Genomic DNA, 19,155 nt, shown 5'->3' with positions numbered 1-19,155 from the left:
GGCAAATTGATGCTGTGAATTTCGTTGGCTGATGCCGAAATACCGGGAATATGCGAGGAATTGTTTGTACTCGCAACTAAGTCCGACATTCGTGGTCTCGGACGCAGATCTCGGTCTTATTTCAGGCCGATATCTCCGCGCTGCACGGGTACCGTATGTGTGTGACCGCACAAGGATTCGACGCCGTCATCGTGGGCGCCGGCTTCGCCGGTATGGGCGCGGCGATCCAGCTCAATCGGCTTGGATTCGACGACTTGGCCATCCTCGATCGCGAAGACGACCTGGGTGGGACTTGGCATGTCAACCGCTATCCCCGGCTGACCGTCGACATCCCCACCACCACGTATTCCTATTGGTTCGAACCCAATCCGTACTGGTCGAGACTGCATGCCCCCGGCGACGAGTTGAAGAGCTATGCCGATCATGTCGCCGAGAAATACGATCTGCGCCGCTACATGCGCTTCGGCACGACCGTCGAAAGTGCTCGGTGGGACGAGGATTCGCAGCGCTGGCAGGTGGGTCTCTCCGGTGGCGACACACTGACCGCGCAATTCCTGATCACCGCCACCGGCTACCTGTCGCAGCCGCGGATCCCGGACATCCCGGGAATCGCGGGCTTCGAAGGTCGGATCATGCACAGCGCCAAGTGGGATGGCGGCTATTCACTCGACGGCCGCCACGTCGCGATCATCGGCACAGGTGTGACTGCAGTGCAACTGATCCCCGAACTCGCCGAGCGCGCGGCGGAACTGACTGTCTACCAACGGACACCGATCTGGGTGGTGCCGCGCGTCGACTTTGCGATCCCGGCGGTCGTGCAGCGACTGTTCGCGCGGTTCCCCCTGTCGCAGCGGCTGCTCAGAGTGGTCACCGACGCCATCGCCGAGGCGGGAATCTTCACGGCGGTGGTGCATTACAACTGGTCCAAACCGCTGAATCGGGCCGCCGCCCGGGTGTCCAAGCTGCACATGTTCACGTCGGTGCGGGATCGGTCGACGCGGCGGAAACTGACTCCCGACTACGATTTCGGGTGCAAGCGCACCACGTTCTCCAACCACTACTATCGGACGTTCGCACTGCCCCACGTCCATCTGGAGACCACCGGCATCGCGCAGATCGAGCCGGACGGGATCGTCAACGGCGAGGGACGCAAGACCATCACCGACACTCTGGTGCTGGCCACCGGGTTCGATCTGTGGGACGCCAATTTCCCCGCGATCGAGGTCATCGGCCGCGCCGGTACCAATCTGGGGAAATGGTGGCGGGAAAACAATTTTCAGACCTACGAGGGCCTCTCGGTCCCCGGCTTCCCCAACTACCTGAACATGGCCAGCCCGTACGCCTTCACCGGTGCATCGTTCTTCACCATGACCGAGTACCAGATGCGGCATATGTCCCGGCTTTTCGGTGAGTTGCTCCGTCGTGGCTCTGACACGTTCGAGGTCACCGAGAGCGCCGGCGCGGAGTTCCACCGGCGGATCTCTCGTCGCCTCGGCGACATGGTGTTCTTCCGGGGCAACTGCGCGTCGTCGCGGTCCTACTACTTCCGTGGTAATGCCACGATCACCCGGCCGACGTCGCGACGCAACGCGATTCGTGAGTCGATGAGGTTTCCGCTGAGCGATTACCACTTCAGCTGACGGGCGAGGGTCAGAACGCGTACCGGTGGAACTTGACGATGTCGCGCAACCCTGGGGTGCGTGCCGCGGCGGCAGCGAATCGCCGGTATCCCTTCGGCAGCAGCTGGACGGTGCTCGCCTCGAACACCGAGATCGCACACAATGACCGGACCCGCGGAATCTGGCTGATGATCTCATCCGGGGCATTGACCGCCCAGCCCAGATCGGATCCCGACCATCGCACCACCTTGTTGTTCTTGGCCTGGGCGCGTCTACCGAATCGGCTCCAGAAGTCGAGTTGCAGTTCCCCTGAAGGGAACCGACTGACCACACGGCGCAGCAGGTCGATGCCATCGTGTTCGGTGAGATACATGCTGACGCCTTCGGCGATCAACAATGCAGGTCGATCTTTGGGAATGCTGTTGAGCCAGTTGGGATCGGTGGCCGACGACGACACCAGGTGGTAATTCTGACGGGTCGGGTACAGACGGTCGCGCAGGGCGATCACGTCCGGAAAGTCGATGTCGTACCACTCGACCTCAGGCCCGGGGTCAACCCGGAATGCCCGGCTGTCCAGTCCGCACCCCACGTGCAGCACGACAGGGTTCTCGGTCACCGCGAGAAACTGCTGGACCCAGATGTCGAACTGGGCGGCGCGGACGGCGATCGAGGTCACCTGCCTGCGGCGTTGACGCGGGACGGGACTGCGGCTCCAGTCGTAATCGAGCTGGGTCATCAGCTGTTTCGCGAAGCGATCACCCAACACCGGCCGGGCGGAATCCGCGTCCAGCGCCTTCGCATAGACCATGTCGAGCATGGTCTGCGGCGGCCCGCTCAAGTCGACGTGCATCTTGGTAGCCATTGGAACCAACCCTTCGCTGATGAACTGGAGAACGATGGTCAGGACAGCGCAGACGCCTCGACCGACGCGGCGCGCAGCATATTGAGAATCAGATCCAGCGATCGTTCCGGCGCCGCCGCGTCGACGTGGTGTTCGAGGACCAGTTCACCGGCGACAACTCCGAACCCGTACACGTCGATGACAGCCGACGAAGCGCGGTGGAATTGCGACGAAAAACCGACCACCTCCAGACCTGGCGGTGTCGGCATCGCCGCGACATTGCCGATGTTGGTGGACAACACCACATCCGCCAACCCGGGCAGAGTCCCCTCGTACTGCAGGTTGAAGTGAAGTAGCGACTGCTGCACCACGCCGTCGCCGAGATCGGCCTGCAGCGTCGACGCGATCTCTGCCGCGAGCTCGACAAGTGTGGTGGCAGGGGTGATCTGCGCGAGGTACGTGGCGACACCCAGCGCCAAGGTGCAGCTTGTCGGTGACACCGGTGGCTCGAGCAGCGGACGCAGGTTGACGTTGTACACGTACGGTATGGGAATGTGCGGTGTCTCGCGAACCCGCCACTCGGCCAACAGGATCGCCGCCGAGACAAGATTGTTGACGAACAACCGATGCCGGCGGCCGTATTTGATCAATGCGGCCGTCTCGGCTTTGGACAGGCGGCCTCGTGCGGTCGGCACTGCGATAGGCCGCGAGAATTTGGTGGTGTTGGTCGACCGCCGGGGCGGCAACTCGTGGGCGAACATGGCGGGTATGAACCGATCGAGGCCCGACCTCGAGAGCTTCACGACGCCACGCTGTTCGAGGATCGCCTCGATCGGTTCCGGTGCCGGCTGCGGACTGACCGGCCCAGCATCCCCCGTGGTCACCACCGATGTGTAGCGGGTGAACAGGTCGAACAGCAGCCCGGCGATGTGATTGCCGTCGGCCAGGCTGTGGTGGACATACAAAGTGAGTTCACCGCCGTCCGCGACGGGTCGCACAACCAGGTTGATCAGCGCAGCACCCTGATCGAGCGGCATCTGCGCGTCCGCCTCGTCGTCTCCCGCCAGCCACATCCCCGGATGCAGAAGATCGTCGCCGACGATCTGAAAGCGACCGTCCGCGGCTTGCTCGAGGTGGCCGGCATATACGGGATATGTCTCCAGAAGGCAGTCGAACGCCATCGACATCGCATCCGCGTCGAGAGGTCCCGCCAGCTGCAGGGTCACCGATGTGAATGTCTGTGTCTCAGCGAAGAAGTCCTCGCTCGGTGCGAGCCTGCGGATGACAGCCGTGGGAAAAGTCATCAGGCCTCCTCGTCGTTGCGCGGTCTCGTCGTCATGGTGCTCACCCGCGCATACTCACCCGGCGGTAACCGACCACCATCGGAACCACACAGGCGACGATGATGCCGCCGGACCAGAGCAGGACACCGACCGACGGTGTGAACAAGCCGCCGCCGAGGGTCAGACTGCGCATCACCTCGGTCGCATAGGACAGCGGCTGGTGTTCGACAACCGGCTGAATCCAGTTCGGATACTGGTCCAGTGGCACAAAACCGGTGCAGAAGAACAACAGCAGCGCTGAAACCAGGGTGATCGCCTCGACCAGCGTTGCACTGGGCCAGTACACCGCGATGGTGAGCGCCAACATGGCGAACGCCATCCCGAACAGCACCGGGACGCACAACCAGACGACCCCGGCCAGCACGCCCCGCTCCAGTCGCAGCCCCAACGCCAGGCCGACCGCCAGCAGCGCAACAGAATTCACGGCGACCCGGATGGCCTCGGAAACCAGCCGCGCGACGAGCCCCGATGCGCGATGCACGGGCAGGACCCACAACCGGGCAAGCAGACCGTCGTTGCGTTCGGCGATGAACCCGACCACACCGACCGAAGCGCCGTTCATCGCGCCGATCAGTGTCACCAGCGGAACGCTGCCATACAGTGCGCTGTGTCCGGTGACCGTCGAAATCGCGTCCCCCAGCACGATGTTCATCACCACGAGGAAGAAGATCGGCAGCGCAAGGCCGAACACGAATGTCATCGGATCGCGGACCAGGCGGATCAGCAGCCGCTTGGTCTGCGCCCAGATGTGAGCGGGCAGCACGCGCACGGAGTTCTCGCCGAACCGGCGATCCGGAATCGGGAACGCAGCCTCGCTGAGCACGGCCGAGTCGCGGGGTACCGCGTGATCGGTGACCGACATCATCGCCGCCTCAACACGAGAGCCAGCGACAGCGGGATCATCACGACCGTGACGCCGGCCAGCCACGCGACCGACGGACCCACCACCGACCAGCTGACCGGACCCGTCGCGGGCGTCGAATCGCCTGCCAGATCCCGCATCGCATAGATGAACTGGGAGATGGGTTGATTGCGGACCACCGGTTGGATCCAGTGCGGGAAATGCTCGACGGGTTGGATGCCGACGGACAGCAGCCCGAAGATCAACTGCGGCAGCATCAGCCACTGTGTGGTGGCCTCCGGGTTCTTCGATGAGCTGCCGAGCAGATCCGCGAGGTAGGACAGCACCATGCCGATCGCCAACAACAGCACGCAGAACAACACGGCGTAGCCGACACCACGGTAGAACCGAAACCCGATGACGTATCCGGTGGCCAGCGCTGCGGCGATACCGATGGTGCACCGGTAGGCGCCCGCCGACATGCGCGCCACCAACGGTGTCAGAGCCGGGATCGGCATGGAATCGAACCGGCGGTTGATGCCCTTGACCGAATCCGTCGCCGCCCGCAATGCCCCGGTGATCGCGGCGAACGAAATGCCCTGCAACGCAATGAGCGGCATCAGAAACTGCGCGTAGCTGCTCATCCCCGACCTGGCACCCATCATGTGATTCAGCGGGATGTACCACCCCGCCGCGAACACCACGACGGCCACGACACCAGTGGCCACCTCACCGTTACGCAGTGAGGGCGCGACCAGCCGGACGGTGAGGACCCACCACTGCCCGAGCGTCGACGGGCGCGGTCGCGGCGCGCTCAGCGCGGCCGTCATGGCATCACATCCTCTCCAGCTGCGGCTCGCTACCGTTGAGCCGGTGCTTACCGACGCCGGCGCCGGCCAGCGCGCCGTCCCCGTCGTCCTCGTCGGTAGCCGCGACATCCGGCGGCGACACGTCGGAATCGTCGGTGAGGGCCAGGAACACCTCGTCGAGCGACGGACGCCGCAGTGCGATATCGGTGAGTTCGATGTTCGCCGCGTTGAGCAGCGACAGCGCCTCCACCAGGGTGCTGGGGCCGTCGGGGGCAGGCACCGCGATGCGGTCGGCGGACTCCTCGAGCGCCGTCCTGTTGTGCTCGGGTACGAGTGGTCCGAGTGCCGTGATGATCGCAGGCAGATCCTTGAGGTCACGCGGGACGATCTCACAGTAGCTGCCGCCGGTGCGTTCCTTGAGCTGATCGGCAGTCCCCTCGGCCACCACCGTGCCGTGGTCGATCACGATGATCCGGTCGCTCAGCGCGTCGGCCTCTTCGAGGTACTGGGTCGTCAAAAGGGTTGCGATACCGAGCTTTTTGAAGCCCGACACCAGATCCCAGATGGTCTGCCTGCTCCGCGGGTCCAGTCCGGTGGTTGGCTCGTCGAGAAACACCACCTCGGGACGGACCACCAGCCCGCAGGCGATGTCGATGCGTCGGCGCATACCACCCGAATACGTGCCCACCCGGCGATCCGCGGCGTGGACAAGGTCGAACTCGGCGAGTAGGCCCTCGGCCCTGGAGCGTGCCACCGCCTTGCCCAGACCCTGTAATCGCCCGAACAACATGAGGTTCTCGCGACCGGTCAGCACGTCATCGAGGGCCACCTGCTGTCCGGTCAACATGATCGATCGGCGCACGCTCGCCGGATCTCTCGTCACGTCGAATCCGGCGATGCTGGCCTCACCGCGATCCGGCCGGGTCAATGTCGAGAGGATGTCGACCATCGTCGTCTTACCGGCCCCGTTCGGCCCGAGCAGCGCCACCACCTCTCCGCGCCCGACGTCGAAGCTGACCCCGCGCAATGCCTTTACCGCACCGAACGATTTGTGGATCTCGTTGACGACGACGCTCTTGTCCGAAGCAGTCAACACAACCTCCTCATCAGATCCTCCGTTGCTGATACCGGTTCACCGGCTGATTCACTCGGCAGACAGGTCCACCAACCCGAGTTCCGACATGGCACCGCCGAATTCGTCCTGGGTCGGCGCCGTCGCCAGCGCTTCGGACAGGAGTTCCTCGAACTCGATCGGGAAGCGGTCGGCCAGCATCGTCACCGTCTCCGGTGCGACCCGGCGAACGTCGTACCACCAGTCCACGTGCATTCCCGCCGATGACCGGTAGAACCGCATCTCGATCGGGAATCCCAGTCCGGGCGTCTTGTCCCGTACGCCCATCGCCGTCTCGCGATCGATCTGCACCGGCCCGGCTGCCGCGGGCAGATCAGGAATCACACCTTCGTTGCACAGCAGGATGTCCGGGGAATCCAGCGCGCCGAACGTCCGTGACGTCGGCCCGTACAGATAGCGCAACAGCCCGTGGCCGACACCCTGATGTGGGACCGCCCGCATGGTTTCGTGCACGCCGTCGAGCACCTGCGTCGCCGTGGACCCGCCGTGGCAGGACAGCGACACGGGGTAGACGGTGGTGAAGCCGCCGACAGTGCGCCGGGGATCGACATCCGGCTTGAGCACGGCACGCCCGGTTCCGGCAAGTGCGACGGCAACCGTTCCATCGGCGATCGAGTGCGCGACGGCCCGGGACAGCGCGCCGAGCATGAGTTCCTCGACGGCGAACTCGAATCTGCCCCTTGCCCGTTCGATGAGGCCCGCCTGCTCGGCGGCGATCAGCGACGGCACACACTTCATGTCGTCCACGCCGGGAGGTTGTGCGGAAGCTCGATCTGCCAGGTGCAGTGTGGGTTTGGCAGCTTCGTCCAGCCAGTACTGCCTGCTGTCGAGTACTGCCGGATGGGTGGCGAGCCCTGCGTAGCGCTGTGACCATTCCCGCCACGTCGCGGTGACCGGAGGCAACGTGATGTCGTTGCCTGCCAGTCGCTGGGTGAACGCGGTGAACAGATCGGTGAGCAGAATCTCCCGAGACACCCCGTCGGCCGCGAGCTCATGGATCGACATCGCGAGGTACCGCCCGGCTCCGACGGCATCGACGATGTAGGTCGCGACCAGTGCCGGACTGGAAAGATCCTGCCGCGCTACCTGTCCGGTCAGGATGTCGACCGCCGCGCGCCGTTCGTCATCGCCACCCGGCGTCACGGTACCGGGCAGCGACACCTGGGCGATGTCGAGCTGGTCGCACGGTGGCCGGATCTGCTGTTCCCACGCTCCGGCCCGTTGGCTGAACTCGGTCCGCAACGCGTCGTGGTGGTTGATCACCGCCGCCAACACCGACCGGACATCCTCGATTCCGACGGTGGAATCCAGCCTCACCAGCAGCGGCACCCGCCAGCGCCCGGATTCGCGAAGACCCTGCTCAAGGAAGTGCGCCGCGAGCGGCGAAACAGGTTGGGGCGCATCGTCGACCGACACAGCGGCCAACCCGCCTGCGGCGTAGCGCGCGGACAGCACCGCAGTCAGCGCCGCCACGTTCGGGTGATCGTAGAGATCTTGCGGAGTCAACTCCAGACCCTGGTTGGTCGCGCTCATCGCGACGCCGATCGCGATCAGGGAATCCCCGCCGATCTCGAAGAAGTCGTCGTTCGGGCCCACCGAACTGACACCGAGACACTCGGCGCAGATTCGCCGCAGCGTCGATTCGATGTCCACCTGCCCGGTACCGGCGCTGCCGGTTTTCGTCTCGCCGGCCGGTTCGGCCACATGCCCATTGGGCACGCTGCCGTTGGCCCTGGCAGGTGCCGCGCCGTCGGCGGTGATCTCCGGGTCCACCCAGTGCCGTTGGCGCACAAAAGGGTATCCGGGCAGCGAGACCAGCGCAGGTGTGTGGCCGGTCAACGGGGACCAGTCCACCTCGACACCGGCCGACCACAGTTGGCCGAGCGCCAACAGGAACGTGTCCCGGTCACCGCGGTTCTGCACCTGATGACGCATCAAGCGGACGGCGCGATGCCGTTCGGCCCATTTCGGGTGCCGCATGGCCGATCCCGTCAACGCGCCACCCGGCCCGACCTCGACCAACACGGCGCAGGGATCTTCCAGCACGTGATCGAGTTCGTCGGAGAACCTGACCGTGGCACGAATCTGGCTCGCCCACAGGGTCGGGTCGGTGGCTTCTGCGTCGGTCAGCCAGGCTCCGGTGACGTTCGACAGCACCGGGGTGTGCGGCGGATGAAGCTGGACGCCTGCCAGAAACTCGCCGAACTGTGGCACGACGGGATCCATGAGCTGCGAATGGAACGCGTGCGCGGTACGGACCCGGCGGGCCAGTATCCCCCGCTGCCGCAAGCGGTTCTGGAACTTCATGACGTCTTCCGGTGATCCCGCCACCACGCAGTTGCCGGGGTCGTTGACCGCTGCCAGGTCGAGGCCCGGCGCCAGATGCTCGGCGACGGCCTCGGGTGTCATCGCGACCGCGACCATCGCACCCCGGGCAGAGCCGTGCATCAATCGGGCCCGGGTCGCGACCACGCGGATCGCGGTCGGCAGGTCGAAAATTCCTGCCAGCACGCCCGCCACATACTCGCCGATGCTGTGACCCACATACGCAGAGGCTTGGACACCGTAGGCGTGCAACAGCCGGGCAAGGGCGTATTCGACGGTGAAGAGGGCGGGTTGGGCGCGGTCGGTGCGTTCCAGGTCCGATTGGCCGGAGCCGAACAGCTCTGCTTTGAGATCGATGCCGAGCTCACGCTGGAATCCCTCGGCGCACCGGTCGAAGTGCTCGGCGAACACCGGCTCGGATTCGTAGAGACCGCGCGCCATGTCAGCGTGCTGGGCGCCTTGCCCCGGGAACATGAGCGTGACGCGACGCTCACCGGCCGGCGCCCGGCCGGTCGGGGTCGCGTCGGTCGCCTCGCTGACGAACACGTTGTCGTTCTCGGGGGCGCCCAGCACGGCGGCCGCGTCCTGCCGGTCGTGCACGACGGCGGCCAGCCGAAACTTCTCGAGCCGCCGCCGGCCGAGCGTGACAGCCACATCGGACAGGTCCAGGGCGGGATCTGCGGCCAATTCGGTGGCCAATGCCGCCCGGAAGTCCTCCAGCGCTTCAGGTGTGCGGGCCGACAGCCGCAGCACCTGTGGCCCGTCCTGCACCGGCCGTGCGGGCTGCGCGGGCGCTTCCTCGACGACGACGTGCACGTTGGTGCCTCCGACACCGAACGAACTGACACCGGCCCGGCGCACCCCGTCCCACTCCCACGGTGTGCATTCGCTGCTCACGGTGAACGGGCCACGGTCGAGGTTCAGTGCCGGGTTCGCCGTGGTGAAGTGCAGCGTGGCGGGAATGGCCCGGTTCTTCAAGCACAGAATCGTCTTGATCAGACCGGCGATGCCCGACGCCTCCGCCAGATGGCCGATGTTCGACTTCACCGAGCCCACCACGCACGGACCCGGCCGCGGCGTGTCCGAGAGGCTGAAAGCAGCTCGAAGCGCCTCCATTTCGATCGGGTCGCCCAGGGGCGTACCCGTACCGTGCGCCTCGATGTAGCTGATGGACGACGCATCGACGCCGGCCACCGCTTGGGCCTCGGCGATCACATCGGCCTGGGCGGCGCCGTTCGGCGCCGCGTAGGTCATCTTCTTCGCACCGTCGTTGTTGATCGCCGAACCCCGGATCACGGCGTGTATCCGGTCGCCGGCCTCCAGCGCCGCTTGCAACGGTTTGAGTGCGACCACGGCGACACCACTGCCGAACACGGTGCCGTCGGCTGCGGTATCGAACGGCCGGCAGTGCCCGGCACCGGACACCATCGACCCGGGCTCATGCCAGTAGCCCACGTGATGCGGAATGCGGATCGACGCGCCGCCGGCGAGCACCATGTCGCACTCGCCGTTGAGCAGGCTCTGGCAGGCCGTGTGCACAGCGACCATCGACGACGAACACGCAGTCTGCACCGTCACGCTCGGCCCACGCAGATCGAACTGGTGCGAGACCCGGGTGGCGAGGTAGTCCTTGTCGTTCTGCAACGACATGTTGATCAGATCGAAGGTCGCACCCTGCCCGAGGAACGCTGACCGGTCGTGATGGGACAACAGGTTGTGCAGCATGTACATGCTCGCGCCGCTGGTCGCGAACACGCCGATCGAACCGTCGAACGCGGCGGGATCACAGCCGGCATCCTCGAGCGCATGCCAGGCGCACTGGAGGAACAGCCGCTGCTGCGGATCCATCATGCGCGCCACTTGCGGTGGGAAGCCGAAGAATTCGGCGTCGAACTCGTCTATGCCGTCGATGATCGGGGCCCGGCGCACGTATTGCGGATCGGCGAGGGTGACGGCGCTGACTCCGGCGTCGATCAACTGTGCCTCGGTCAGCGTCCGGATGGACTCCTCACCGGCGCGGAGGTTTTGCCAGAAAGCCGACGGTGAGTTGGCACCGGGGAACCTCAGCGCCATGCCGACGACAGCTATGGCGTTGGGCGACAACGAATCCTGTTCGACGGTGGCAGTCACGCGCGCTGTCCTCTCGTACGGCGCACCGCGGCGCCCCTGCGGGCAGCGGCACGTTGGTTGGCTCGGTCCCGGAGTGCGTCGATGGCTGCGCCGGTGTCCGGTGTGGACACTCCGCACTGATGCATCACATCGGCGGTGATGTCATCCAGGGATGCGCCCTGCAGCAGCATGGCCACAGGGGGTTCGACACCGAAGTCGGACTGGGTGGCATGCCGGATCCGCACGGCCATCAGCGAATCCATGCCGAGTTCGATCAGCGGCACAGCCGGGCTCAGGGCAGCCTGATCGGCGTAACCCATGATCGCGGCGAGCCGTGTCCGCAGCCGTTCACCGATGATGCGTTCGGCGTCAAGGGGATCCAGCTCGGTGAAGTCGGGAGCACCGGCCCAGTGATCGTCGTCGGCACGGTCCTCGGCGCCCTCTGCGGGTATCAGCGAGTCGACCATCTTGAGATTCGCGCGAGTGCGGTATGCGGCGGCGAGGCGGGTCCAGTCGGCGGCGGCGACGACGGCACGAACCGGGGCGTCGGTGGTCAACGCCGGGCACAGTGCGCGGATCGCGACCTCGTCGGGCATGGGTTCGAGGCCCGAGCTCAGCGTGACCTGCTGGTACTCGTCGGACTGGTTGTCGGCCAAGGATTTCCACCATCCCCAGTTCACGGTGGTGGCGGGAAGACCGGCGGCTCGGCGGGCGTAGGCGAAGGTGTCCAGGAACGCAGTGGTGGCCGTGTAGTGCGCCAGCCACCGAGAACCGAGCAACCCCGAGATCGATGCGAACAGCACGAACTGGCGCACCGGATGTTTCAACGACAGGGTGTGCAGCAGTGATACCGCGTCCAGCTTGGGTCGGAACATCACCTGCACGTCCTCGGCGGTCATGTCCGCCAAGGTCACCGGTCCGCCTCCGAACGCCGCGAGATAGATGCCGCTCAACTCGGGGAGGTCGCGGCCGAACCGGTCGAACAGTGCCGACATCGCCTTCGGATCCGACGCGTCGGCCGCGACCGGGACGAGCGTCGCTCCCTGTTCTGCCACGGCCTGCGCCAACTCCGTCATGCGGGAACCGGGATTGCGGGACACCGCAACCACCGTCCTGGCTCCCATCGCGACAAGCTGACGAACCAGATGCGGCCCGATGTTGCCCGTGGCCCCGACGACAAGATGGCTTCCCGCCCCATCGAGTTCGGCGGATGGCGCGGGCCGTGCCGGTGCCTGCACCAGCCGCGGTACATGCCGGCGCCCGGCCCGGTACACCGCTTGATCGTCACCGTCGCTCCCGGCGGCCTCGGCCCGCAGGTAGCCCGCCACCCGCTCGGCGGGCACCGACTCGTCGACATCGATGACCCCACCCCAGAATTCGGGGTGTTCCAGTGCCAGTGTCCGGCCCAGGCCCCACAGCACCGCATGGGCCGGATGGGCGCGGTCGCCCTCCGAGAGCGGCTGGGCGTTACGGGTGAGCAGGTACAGACGCGGCGGCTCGGGCAGCAGTGCCAACGCCGCGCAGAGCTTGCGGCACATGTTGAACAGGTGATACCCGGGCTCGGGATCGAGGCATCCGATGCCCACATCTGGCGCGAACACAACGTGGGTGACGCCGTTCAACACATCGGCCAGTGCACCGTCGTCGTCGGACAACGCCGAGGGGGCCAGCAGCGTGGCGTCCAGTTCCAGACTCAGCTCGGCATCGGAGACCACCAGCCAGGTTCCTGACGCATGCCGATCCTCCGGCAGCGGACGTACTTGCCACGTCAGCTCGCAGCACCACTGTGGCGGCACTGCACCGGACAGCAGATCCGACGGTTGCGCGACCACAGGGCGGTCTACGGCACGCCCATCGATCCAGTGCCTGGTGTGTTGCCATGGCGTGGTGGGCAATTCGGGTGGCAGGCCGTCAGGGTGCGGGGTCTGCGGGGCCGCGGCGGTGTGGATTGCGTTGAGATTGGTGTGGAAGGTGTGGGTGTCGTCGGTGTCGCGCGACAGGGTGCCGACGGCGTGATGGTGTGTGTCGCCGAGCGTCTCGGTGATCGAATGCGTCAGCACCGGATGCGGACTGATCTCGATGAACGTGCCGTATTGCTCGCCGAGGTCGGCCAAGGCCTGGTAGAGCCGGACCGGCTGGCGCACGTTGGCCACCCAGTAGGCGGCGTCGACGTGCGGAGCCCAGTCGTTGGTCACCGTCGACAGGAACGGAACCGCAGGCGGTTTCGGCTCCAGATCCATCAGACCGGTGCGTAATTCGGTCAAGATCGGATCCATGAGTGCGCTGTGTGAGGCCACCTCCATGTTGACCCGGCGGGCGAAGCGGTCCTGCTGCTGGAGGTCGGTGATCAGTTGGTCGATCTGCGCGGGCGGCCCGGCCACGACCGTCTGCCGCGGCGACGAGTACACCGCCAGGCTGACCCCTGCACGCTCCGCGATCAGGGCGGAGGTGGCGTCGGCATCGAGTTCCAGGAGTGCCACGGCGCCTTGGCCGGCCAGCCGCGACATGAGTCGGGAGCGGGTGGCGATGACGCGGAGTCCTTCGGTGGGGGTGAGTGCGCCTGCGGTGACGGCGGCGGCGACTTCGCCCATGGAGTGTCCGATGACGGCGTCGGGGACCACGCCGTAGTGCCGCCACAACGCGGTCAACGCCACCTGCAGGCCGGTCAGCACCGGCTGGATACGTTCGATACCGGTCAGTGGTTCTGCCGTTTCGAGCACCTCGCGCAGGGAGAACCCGACCTCGGTGCGGAATGCGGGTTCGAGGGTGTCGATGGCGGCGGCGAAGGCGGGTTCGTCGGTGAGTAGTCGGCGGCCCATGCCGGCCCATTGGGAACCTTGCCCGGAGTACACGAACACCCGGCCCGGACGGCACGGCCCGTCATGCGACCGGACCACGCCGACCGCAGCCTGACCCGCCGCGAGGGCCGACAGTCCGGCAACCGCCTGGTCATGGTCGCGGGCGCAGATGGTGGCGAAGGTGCGGTGTTGGGTCCGGTGGTGGTTGAGGGTGTGGGCGACGTCGGCGAGGCGGACTTCGGCGCCGGGGCCGGTCATCCACTGGGCGAGCATGGCCGCGGTCGCGGCGATCCGCTCGGGCGTCTTGCCCGATACCACCAGCGTGGTCACCGGCGAATCCGGCTCCCACACAGCAGGTTCGGGAGACGGTGCCTGCTCGACGATGATGTGTGCGTTGGTTCCGCTGACCCCGAACGAAGACACCCCCGCCCGGCGCGGACGCGGCACGGTGGGCCATTCCAGCGCCGATGAAGCGATGGTGAGGCGGGTGGCGTCTTGGCTGGCGTGGGGGGTGAGTTGGTGGAAGTTGAGGTGTTTGGGGATGTAGCCGTAACGCACACTGAGCACGGTTTTGATGAATCCGGCGATGCCCGCGGCCGATTCCAGGTGTCCCAGATTGGTTTTCACCGAGCCCACCACCAACGGCGCGGCATCGCCGCGGTCGGCGAAAACCTGTGCCAGCGCGTCGAGCTCGATCGGATCACCCAGTGCGGTACCGGTCCCGTGCGCCTCGATGTAGTCGATATCGGCGGCCTGCAACCGCGAGGCCGCCAGTGCCTGGCGCATCAACGCCTGCTGCGCCGGGCCGTTGGGCACCGTCTGCCCACTGCTGGCGCCGTCCTGGTTGACCGCCGATCCGCGCACCACCGCCAACACCCGATCCCCATCGGCCAGGGCATCGCTCAACCGCTTGAGCACCACCACCCCACAACCCTCACTGCGCACATACCCATTGGCACCAGCATCAAAGGTCTTGCACTGCCCATCCGGCGACAACATCCCGAACCGGGAACACGCAATGCTGTTCTCCGGGCGCAGAATCAGATTCACGCCTGCGGCCAGGGCGGTGTCGCTCTCCCCGCGACGCAGACTCTGACACGCCAGATGCACCGACACCAACGACGACGAACACGCCGTGTCCACCACCAACGCCGGACCCCGCGCACCCAGAAAATACGCCAACCGCCCCGCCGCAAAATTCGCCGCATTCCCAAACGGAATATAGGCGTCGTAGTCTTCGCGACGCAGCGTCTCGGTGAGCCTCAACATGTAGTCGTATCCGGTGAGGCCGACGAAGATGCCCGTCTGCGTCCCCCGAATCGACTGCGCCACAACACCGGCGTTCTCCAACGCCTCCCACGCCACCTCAAGCAACAACCGCTGCTGCGGATCCATCGCCGCCGCCTCCCGCGGCGCAATCCCAAAAAACTCCGCATCAAACTCATCCGGAGACCACGACGTCAAAAACCCACCATCACGCGCACAAATCGTCCCCGGCACCGACGGATCCGCCGAATAAAACTCCTCAACATCCCACCGATCCCCCGGCACCGGCACAATCCCACTACGCCCGTCCTGCAACAACTGCCAAAACTGATCAGCAGAACCCACCCCACCAGGCAACCGGCAACCCATCCCCACCACAGCCACCGGCTCAACATCAGCACGCTCAGCCACCGCCAACCGCGCCGTCAACTCATCAATCCGATGCAACGCCTCAGCAATAATCGCCCGACGATCCGCCCCAGCACCCACCATCAAAATCAACCCACGCTTTCCGGGAGGTCGGCGTCGGCGATCTCGGCGAGGTGGTCGGCGAGCTCCGTGACCGTCGGGTAGTCGAAAACGACTGTCTGGGGCAGAACTTCGCCGAGGGTCTCGGCAAGCGCGCGTTGCAGGATCACGTTCATCAACGAATCCATGCCCAGTTCAAAGAAATCCGCGTCCGGGTTGAGCGACTGGGCCGATGGCAGCCCCATGACGGCGGCCACCAGAACGCCGACATGGTTCTGCAACAGGGCACGACGTTCTTCTGGTTCGCAGACCCGCCACACGTCTTTGATGTCGCCGACCGGTGCCGCGGTTTGGTCCGAACCAGAGCCGGGCGACTCGGGTTCCTCCATATCGACGACACCGCCCCAGATCTCCGGATGCTCCGAGGCCAGCGCCCGCCCCAGCCCCCAGAGCACGGCATCAGCCGGATCCGCCGGACGATCGTCGGAGCCGTCGCGCCGTCCCAGGATGAACATCCTGGGTGGCACCGCCATCGTGGCGAGCGCCGCCGTCAGGCGCCTGGCCGTGTTGAACAGCCGATAACCCCATTCCGGCAAGTGACCTGAAGCCGAAAGGTCCGGCGCGTAAAGGACATTCGCGGCCCTGCCGAGGATGTCCGGCAATTCGGATGCCGCTGCTCCGTCGGCCAGAGTGTCCATCGGAAGGACGGTGACCACCGCTGCGTCCCCGACTGCGCTACTCACCTTGGTGCCGCATCCATCGTCGGCGAACACCACCCAGGAACCTTCACCGGCGGTATCGGCCGTGGTGATCGGCCCGATCGGCCAGTCGGACTCGTAGGTCCATCCGTTCGATCCGGCCGCGGGCGCATGACGCTGCGGGGTGGTCGGTTTGATCCACAACCGGGTGTGGTGCCACGGGGTCGCGGGCAACACCGGATGTGGTTCGGGCGGGTGGGAGGTGCGCGGCGGTGCACCGGTGTGAGCGGAGTTCAGATTGGTGTGGAAGGTGTGGGTGTCGTCGCCGTCGCGCTGCAGGGTCGGCACAGTGTGGAAGTGGGTGCCGGCCAGGGTGTCCGCGATGGAATGGGTCAGCAGAGGGTGCGGGCTGACCTCGATGAAGGTGGCATGGTCTGCCCCGGCCGCAGCGACGGCCTGAGTGAACCGCACCGGTCGGCGCAGATTGGTAACCCAGTGATCGGCGTCGAAACTCGGTGTCGGCGTCTGACTCTGGTCGTAGGTGGTCGAGATGATCGGGATCGTCGGCGGTTTCGGCGCCAGATCGCTCAACGCGGCCCGAAGGTCGGGCAGCACGGGATCGATGGTCGGATGGTGCGACGCGACGTCGACGTCGATGCGTCGTGCCAACCTGCTCTGCTGCGCGACCTTTGCGATCAACGTGTCGACGTCACTCGGTGGGCCTGCGATCACCGTCTGGGTCGGTGATGCGTAGACCGCCAGCGTCACCTCCGGATACTCGGCGATCAACCCCAGGGTAGAGGCAGGATCGAGCTCGAGCAGTGCCATCGCGCCTTGGCCGGCCAGCCGGGACATGAGTCGGGAGCGGGTGGCGATGACGCGTAGTCCTTCGGTGGGGGTGAGTGCGCCTGCGGTGACGGCGGCGGCGACTTCGCCCATGGAGTGTCCGATGACGGCGTCGGGGACCACGCCGTAGTGCCGCCACAACGCGGTCAACGCGAGTTGCAGGCCGGTCAGCACCGGCTGGATACGTTCGATACCGGTCAGTGGTTCTGCCGTTTCGAGCACCTCGCGCAGGGAGAACCCGACCTCGGTGCGGAAGGCGGGTTCGAGGGTGTCGATGGCGGCGGCGAAGGCGGGTTCGTCGGTGAGTAGTCGGCGGCCCATGCCGGCCCATTGGGAACCTTGCCCGGAGTACACGAACACCCGGCCCGGACGGCACGGCCCCTCGTGCGCGCCGACCACGCCGACCGCAGCCTGACCCGCCGCGAGGGCCGACAGTCCGGCAACCGCCTGGTCATGGTCGCGGGCGCAGATGGTGGCGAAGGTGCGGTGTTGGGTTCGGTGGTGGTTGAGGGTGTGGGCGACGTCGGCGAGTCGGACTTCGGCGCCGGGGCCGGTCATCCACTGGGCGAGCATGGCCGCGGTCGCGGCGATCCGCTCGGGCGTCTTGCCCGATACCACCAGCGTGGTCACCGGCGAATCCGGCTCCCACACAGCAGGTTCGGGAGACGGTGCCTGCTCGACGATGATGTGTGCGTTGGTTCCGCTGACCCCGAACGAAGACACCCCCGCCCGGCGCGGACGCGGCACGGTGGGCCATTCCAGCGCCGATGAAGCGATGGTGAGGCGGGTGGCGTCCTCGCTGGCGTGGGGGGTGAGTTGGTGGAAGTTGAGGTGTTTGGGGATGTAGCCGTAACGCACACTGAGCACGGTTTTGATGAATCCGGCGATGCCCGCGGCCGATTCCAGGTGTCCCAGATTGGTTTTCACCGAGCCCACCACCAACGGCGCGGCATCGCCGCGGTCGGCGAAAACCTGTGCCAGCGCGTCGAGCTCGATCGGATCACCCAGTGCGGTACCGGTCCCGTGCGCCTCGATGTAGTCGATATCGGCGGCCTGCAACCGCGAGGCCGCCAGTGCCTGGCGCATCAACGCCTGCTGCGCCGGGCCGTTGGGCACCGTCTGCCCACTGCTGGCGCCGTCCTGGTTGACCGCCGATCCGCGCACCACCGCCAACACCCGATCCCCATCGGCCAGGGCATCGCTCAACCGCTTGAGCACCACCACCCCACAACCCTCACTGCGCACATACCCATTGGCACCAGCATCAAAGGTCTTGCACTGCCCATCCGGCGACAACATCCCGAACCGGGAACACGCAATGCTGTTCTCCGGGCGCAGAATCAGATTCACGCCTGCGGCCAGGGCGGTGTCGCTCTCCCCGCGACGCAGACTCTGACACGCCAGATGCACCGACACCAACGACGACGAACACGCCGTGTCCACCACCAACGCCGGACCCCGCGCACCCAGAAAATACGCCAACCGCCCCGCCGCAAAATTCGCCGCATTCCCAAACGGAATATAGGCGTCGTAGTCTTCGCGACGCAGCGTCTCGGTGAGCCTCAACATGTAGTCGTATCCGGTGAGGCCGACGAAGATGCCCGTCTGCGTCCCCCGAATCGACTGCGCCACAACACCGGCGTTCTCCAACGCCTCCCACGCCACCTCAAGCAACAACCGCTGCTGCGGATCCATCGCCGCCGCCTCCCGCGGCGCAATCCCAAAAAACTCCGCATCAAACTCATCCGGAGACCACGACGTCAAAAACCCACCATCACGCGCACAAATCGTCCCCGGCACCGACGGATCCGCCGAATAAAACTCCTCAACATCCCACCGATCCCCCGGCACCGGCACAATCCCACTACGCCCGTCCTGCAACAACTGCCAAAACTGATCAGCAGAACCCACCCCACCAGGCAACCGGCAACCCATCCCCACCACAGCCACCGGCTCAACATCAGCACGCTCAGCCACCGCCAACCGCGCCGTCAACTCATCAATCCGATGCAACGCCTCAGCAATAATCGCCCGACGATCCGCCCCAGCACCCACCATCA

At 65.9% G+C, this 19,155-nt stretch carries 9 protein-coding genes; 1 reads left to right on the top strand and 8 read right to left on the bottom strand.

The genetic code is table 11. The features are described 5' to 3' along the window. The first annotated feature begins 161 nt into the window (after window positions 1–161). Window positions 162–1,640, top strand: coding sequence for a flavin-containing monooxygenase (locus BST13_RS04295; RefSeq protein WP_095533410.1), 1,479 nt, complete (start codon window positions 162–164; stop codon window positions 1,638–1,640). Between the two features lie 10 nt (window positions 1,641–1,650). Here BST13_RS04295 and BST13_RS04290 read toward each other — a convergent pair whose 3' ends face one another. From BST13_RS04290 to BST13_RS04255, 8 genes are read right to left on the bottom strand one after another with little or no spacing between them, the layout of a single operon-like run. Further along, the gene (locus BST13_RS04290; RefSeq protein WP_083160978.1) at window positions 1,651–2,481 is read right to left on the bottom strand and encodes a class I SAM-dependent methyltransferase; all 831 of its coding nucleotides are present in this window, start codon (window positions 2,479–2,481) and stop codon (window positions 1,651–1,653) included. 38 nt (window positions 2,482–2,519) lie between these two features. Beyond that, window positions 2,520–3,764, bottom strand: a complete 1,245-nt coding sequence (locus BST13_RS04285) for a phthiocerol/phthiodiolone dimycocerosyl transferase family protein (protein WP_083160976.1) — start codon at window positions 3,762–3,764, stop codon at window positions 2,520–2,522. Window positions 3,765–3,804: 40 nt separating this feature from the next. Beyond that, window positions 3,805–4,665: an ABC transporter permease gene (locus tag BST13_RS04280; protein WP_083161379.1), complete on the bottom strand. Its 861-nt coding sequence runs from the start codon at window positions 4,663–4,665 to the stop codon at window positions 3,805–3,807. After that, window positions 4,665–5,474 carry an ABC transporter permease gene (locus BST13_RS04275; protein WP_083160974.1) on the bottom strand — a complete coding sequence of 270 codons (810 nt, stop codon included), beginning with the start codon at window positions 5,472–5,474 and terminating at the stop codon, window positions 4,665–4,667. Before BST13_RS04275 ends, BST13_RS04280 begins: the two co-directional genes overlap by 1 nt. Window positions 5,475–5,478: 4 nt before the next feature. Further along, a complete protein-coding gene (locus BST13_RS04270) occupies window positions 5,479–6,546 on the bottom strand; it encodes an ATP-binding cassette domain-containing protein (protein WP_083161377.1) in 1,068 nt (355 codons plus the stop codon). 51 nt (window positions 6,547–6,597) lie between these two features. Further along, on the bottom strand, window positions 6,598–11,040 hold the full coding sequence (locus tag BST13_RS04265; RefSeq protein WP_245839331.1) for a type I polyketide synthase: 4,443 nt from the start codon (window positions 11,038–11,040) through the stop codon (window positions 6,598–6,600). Further along, complete coding sequence (locus tag BST13_RS04260) at window positions 11,037–15,575, bottom strand: type I polyketide synthase (protein ID WP_083160972.1); 4,539 nt, start codon at window positions 15,573–15,575, stop codon at window positions 11,037–11,039. The genes BST13_RS04265 and BST13_RS04260 overlap by 4 nt, the downstream gene beginning before the upstream one ends. Window positions 15,576–15,580: 5 nt before the next feature. Next, window positions 15,581–19,153, bottom strand: a complete 3,573-nt coding sequence (locus BST13_RS04255) for a type I polyketide synthase (protein ID WP_083160970.1) — start codon at window positions 19,151–19,153, stop codon at window positions 15,581–15,583. Window positions 19,154–19,155: the final 2 nt, after the last annotated feature.

The sequence above is a fragment of the Mycobacterium aquaticum genome, from assembly GCF_002086485.1.
GTDB classification, from domain to species: domain Bacteria; phylum Actinomycetota; class Actinomycetes; order Mycobacteriales; family Mycobacteriaceae; genus Mycobacterium; species Mycobacterium aquaticum.
The sequence above is the reverse complement of the archived record's forward strand: the minus strand, read 5'-3'. Positions and strand labels throughout refer to the sequence as shown.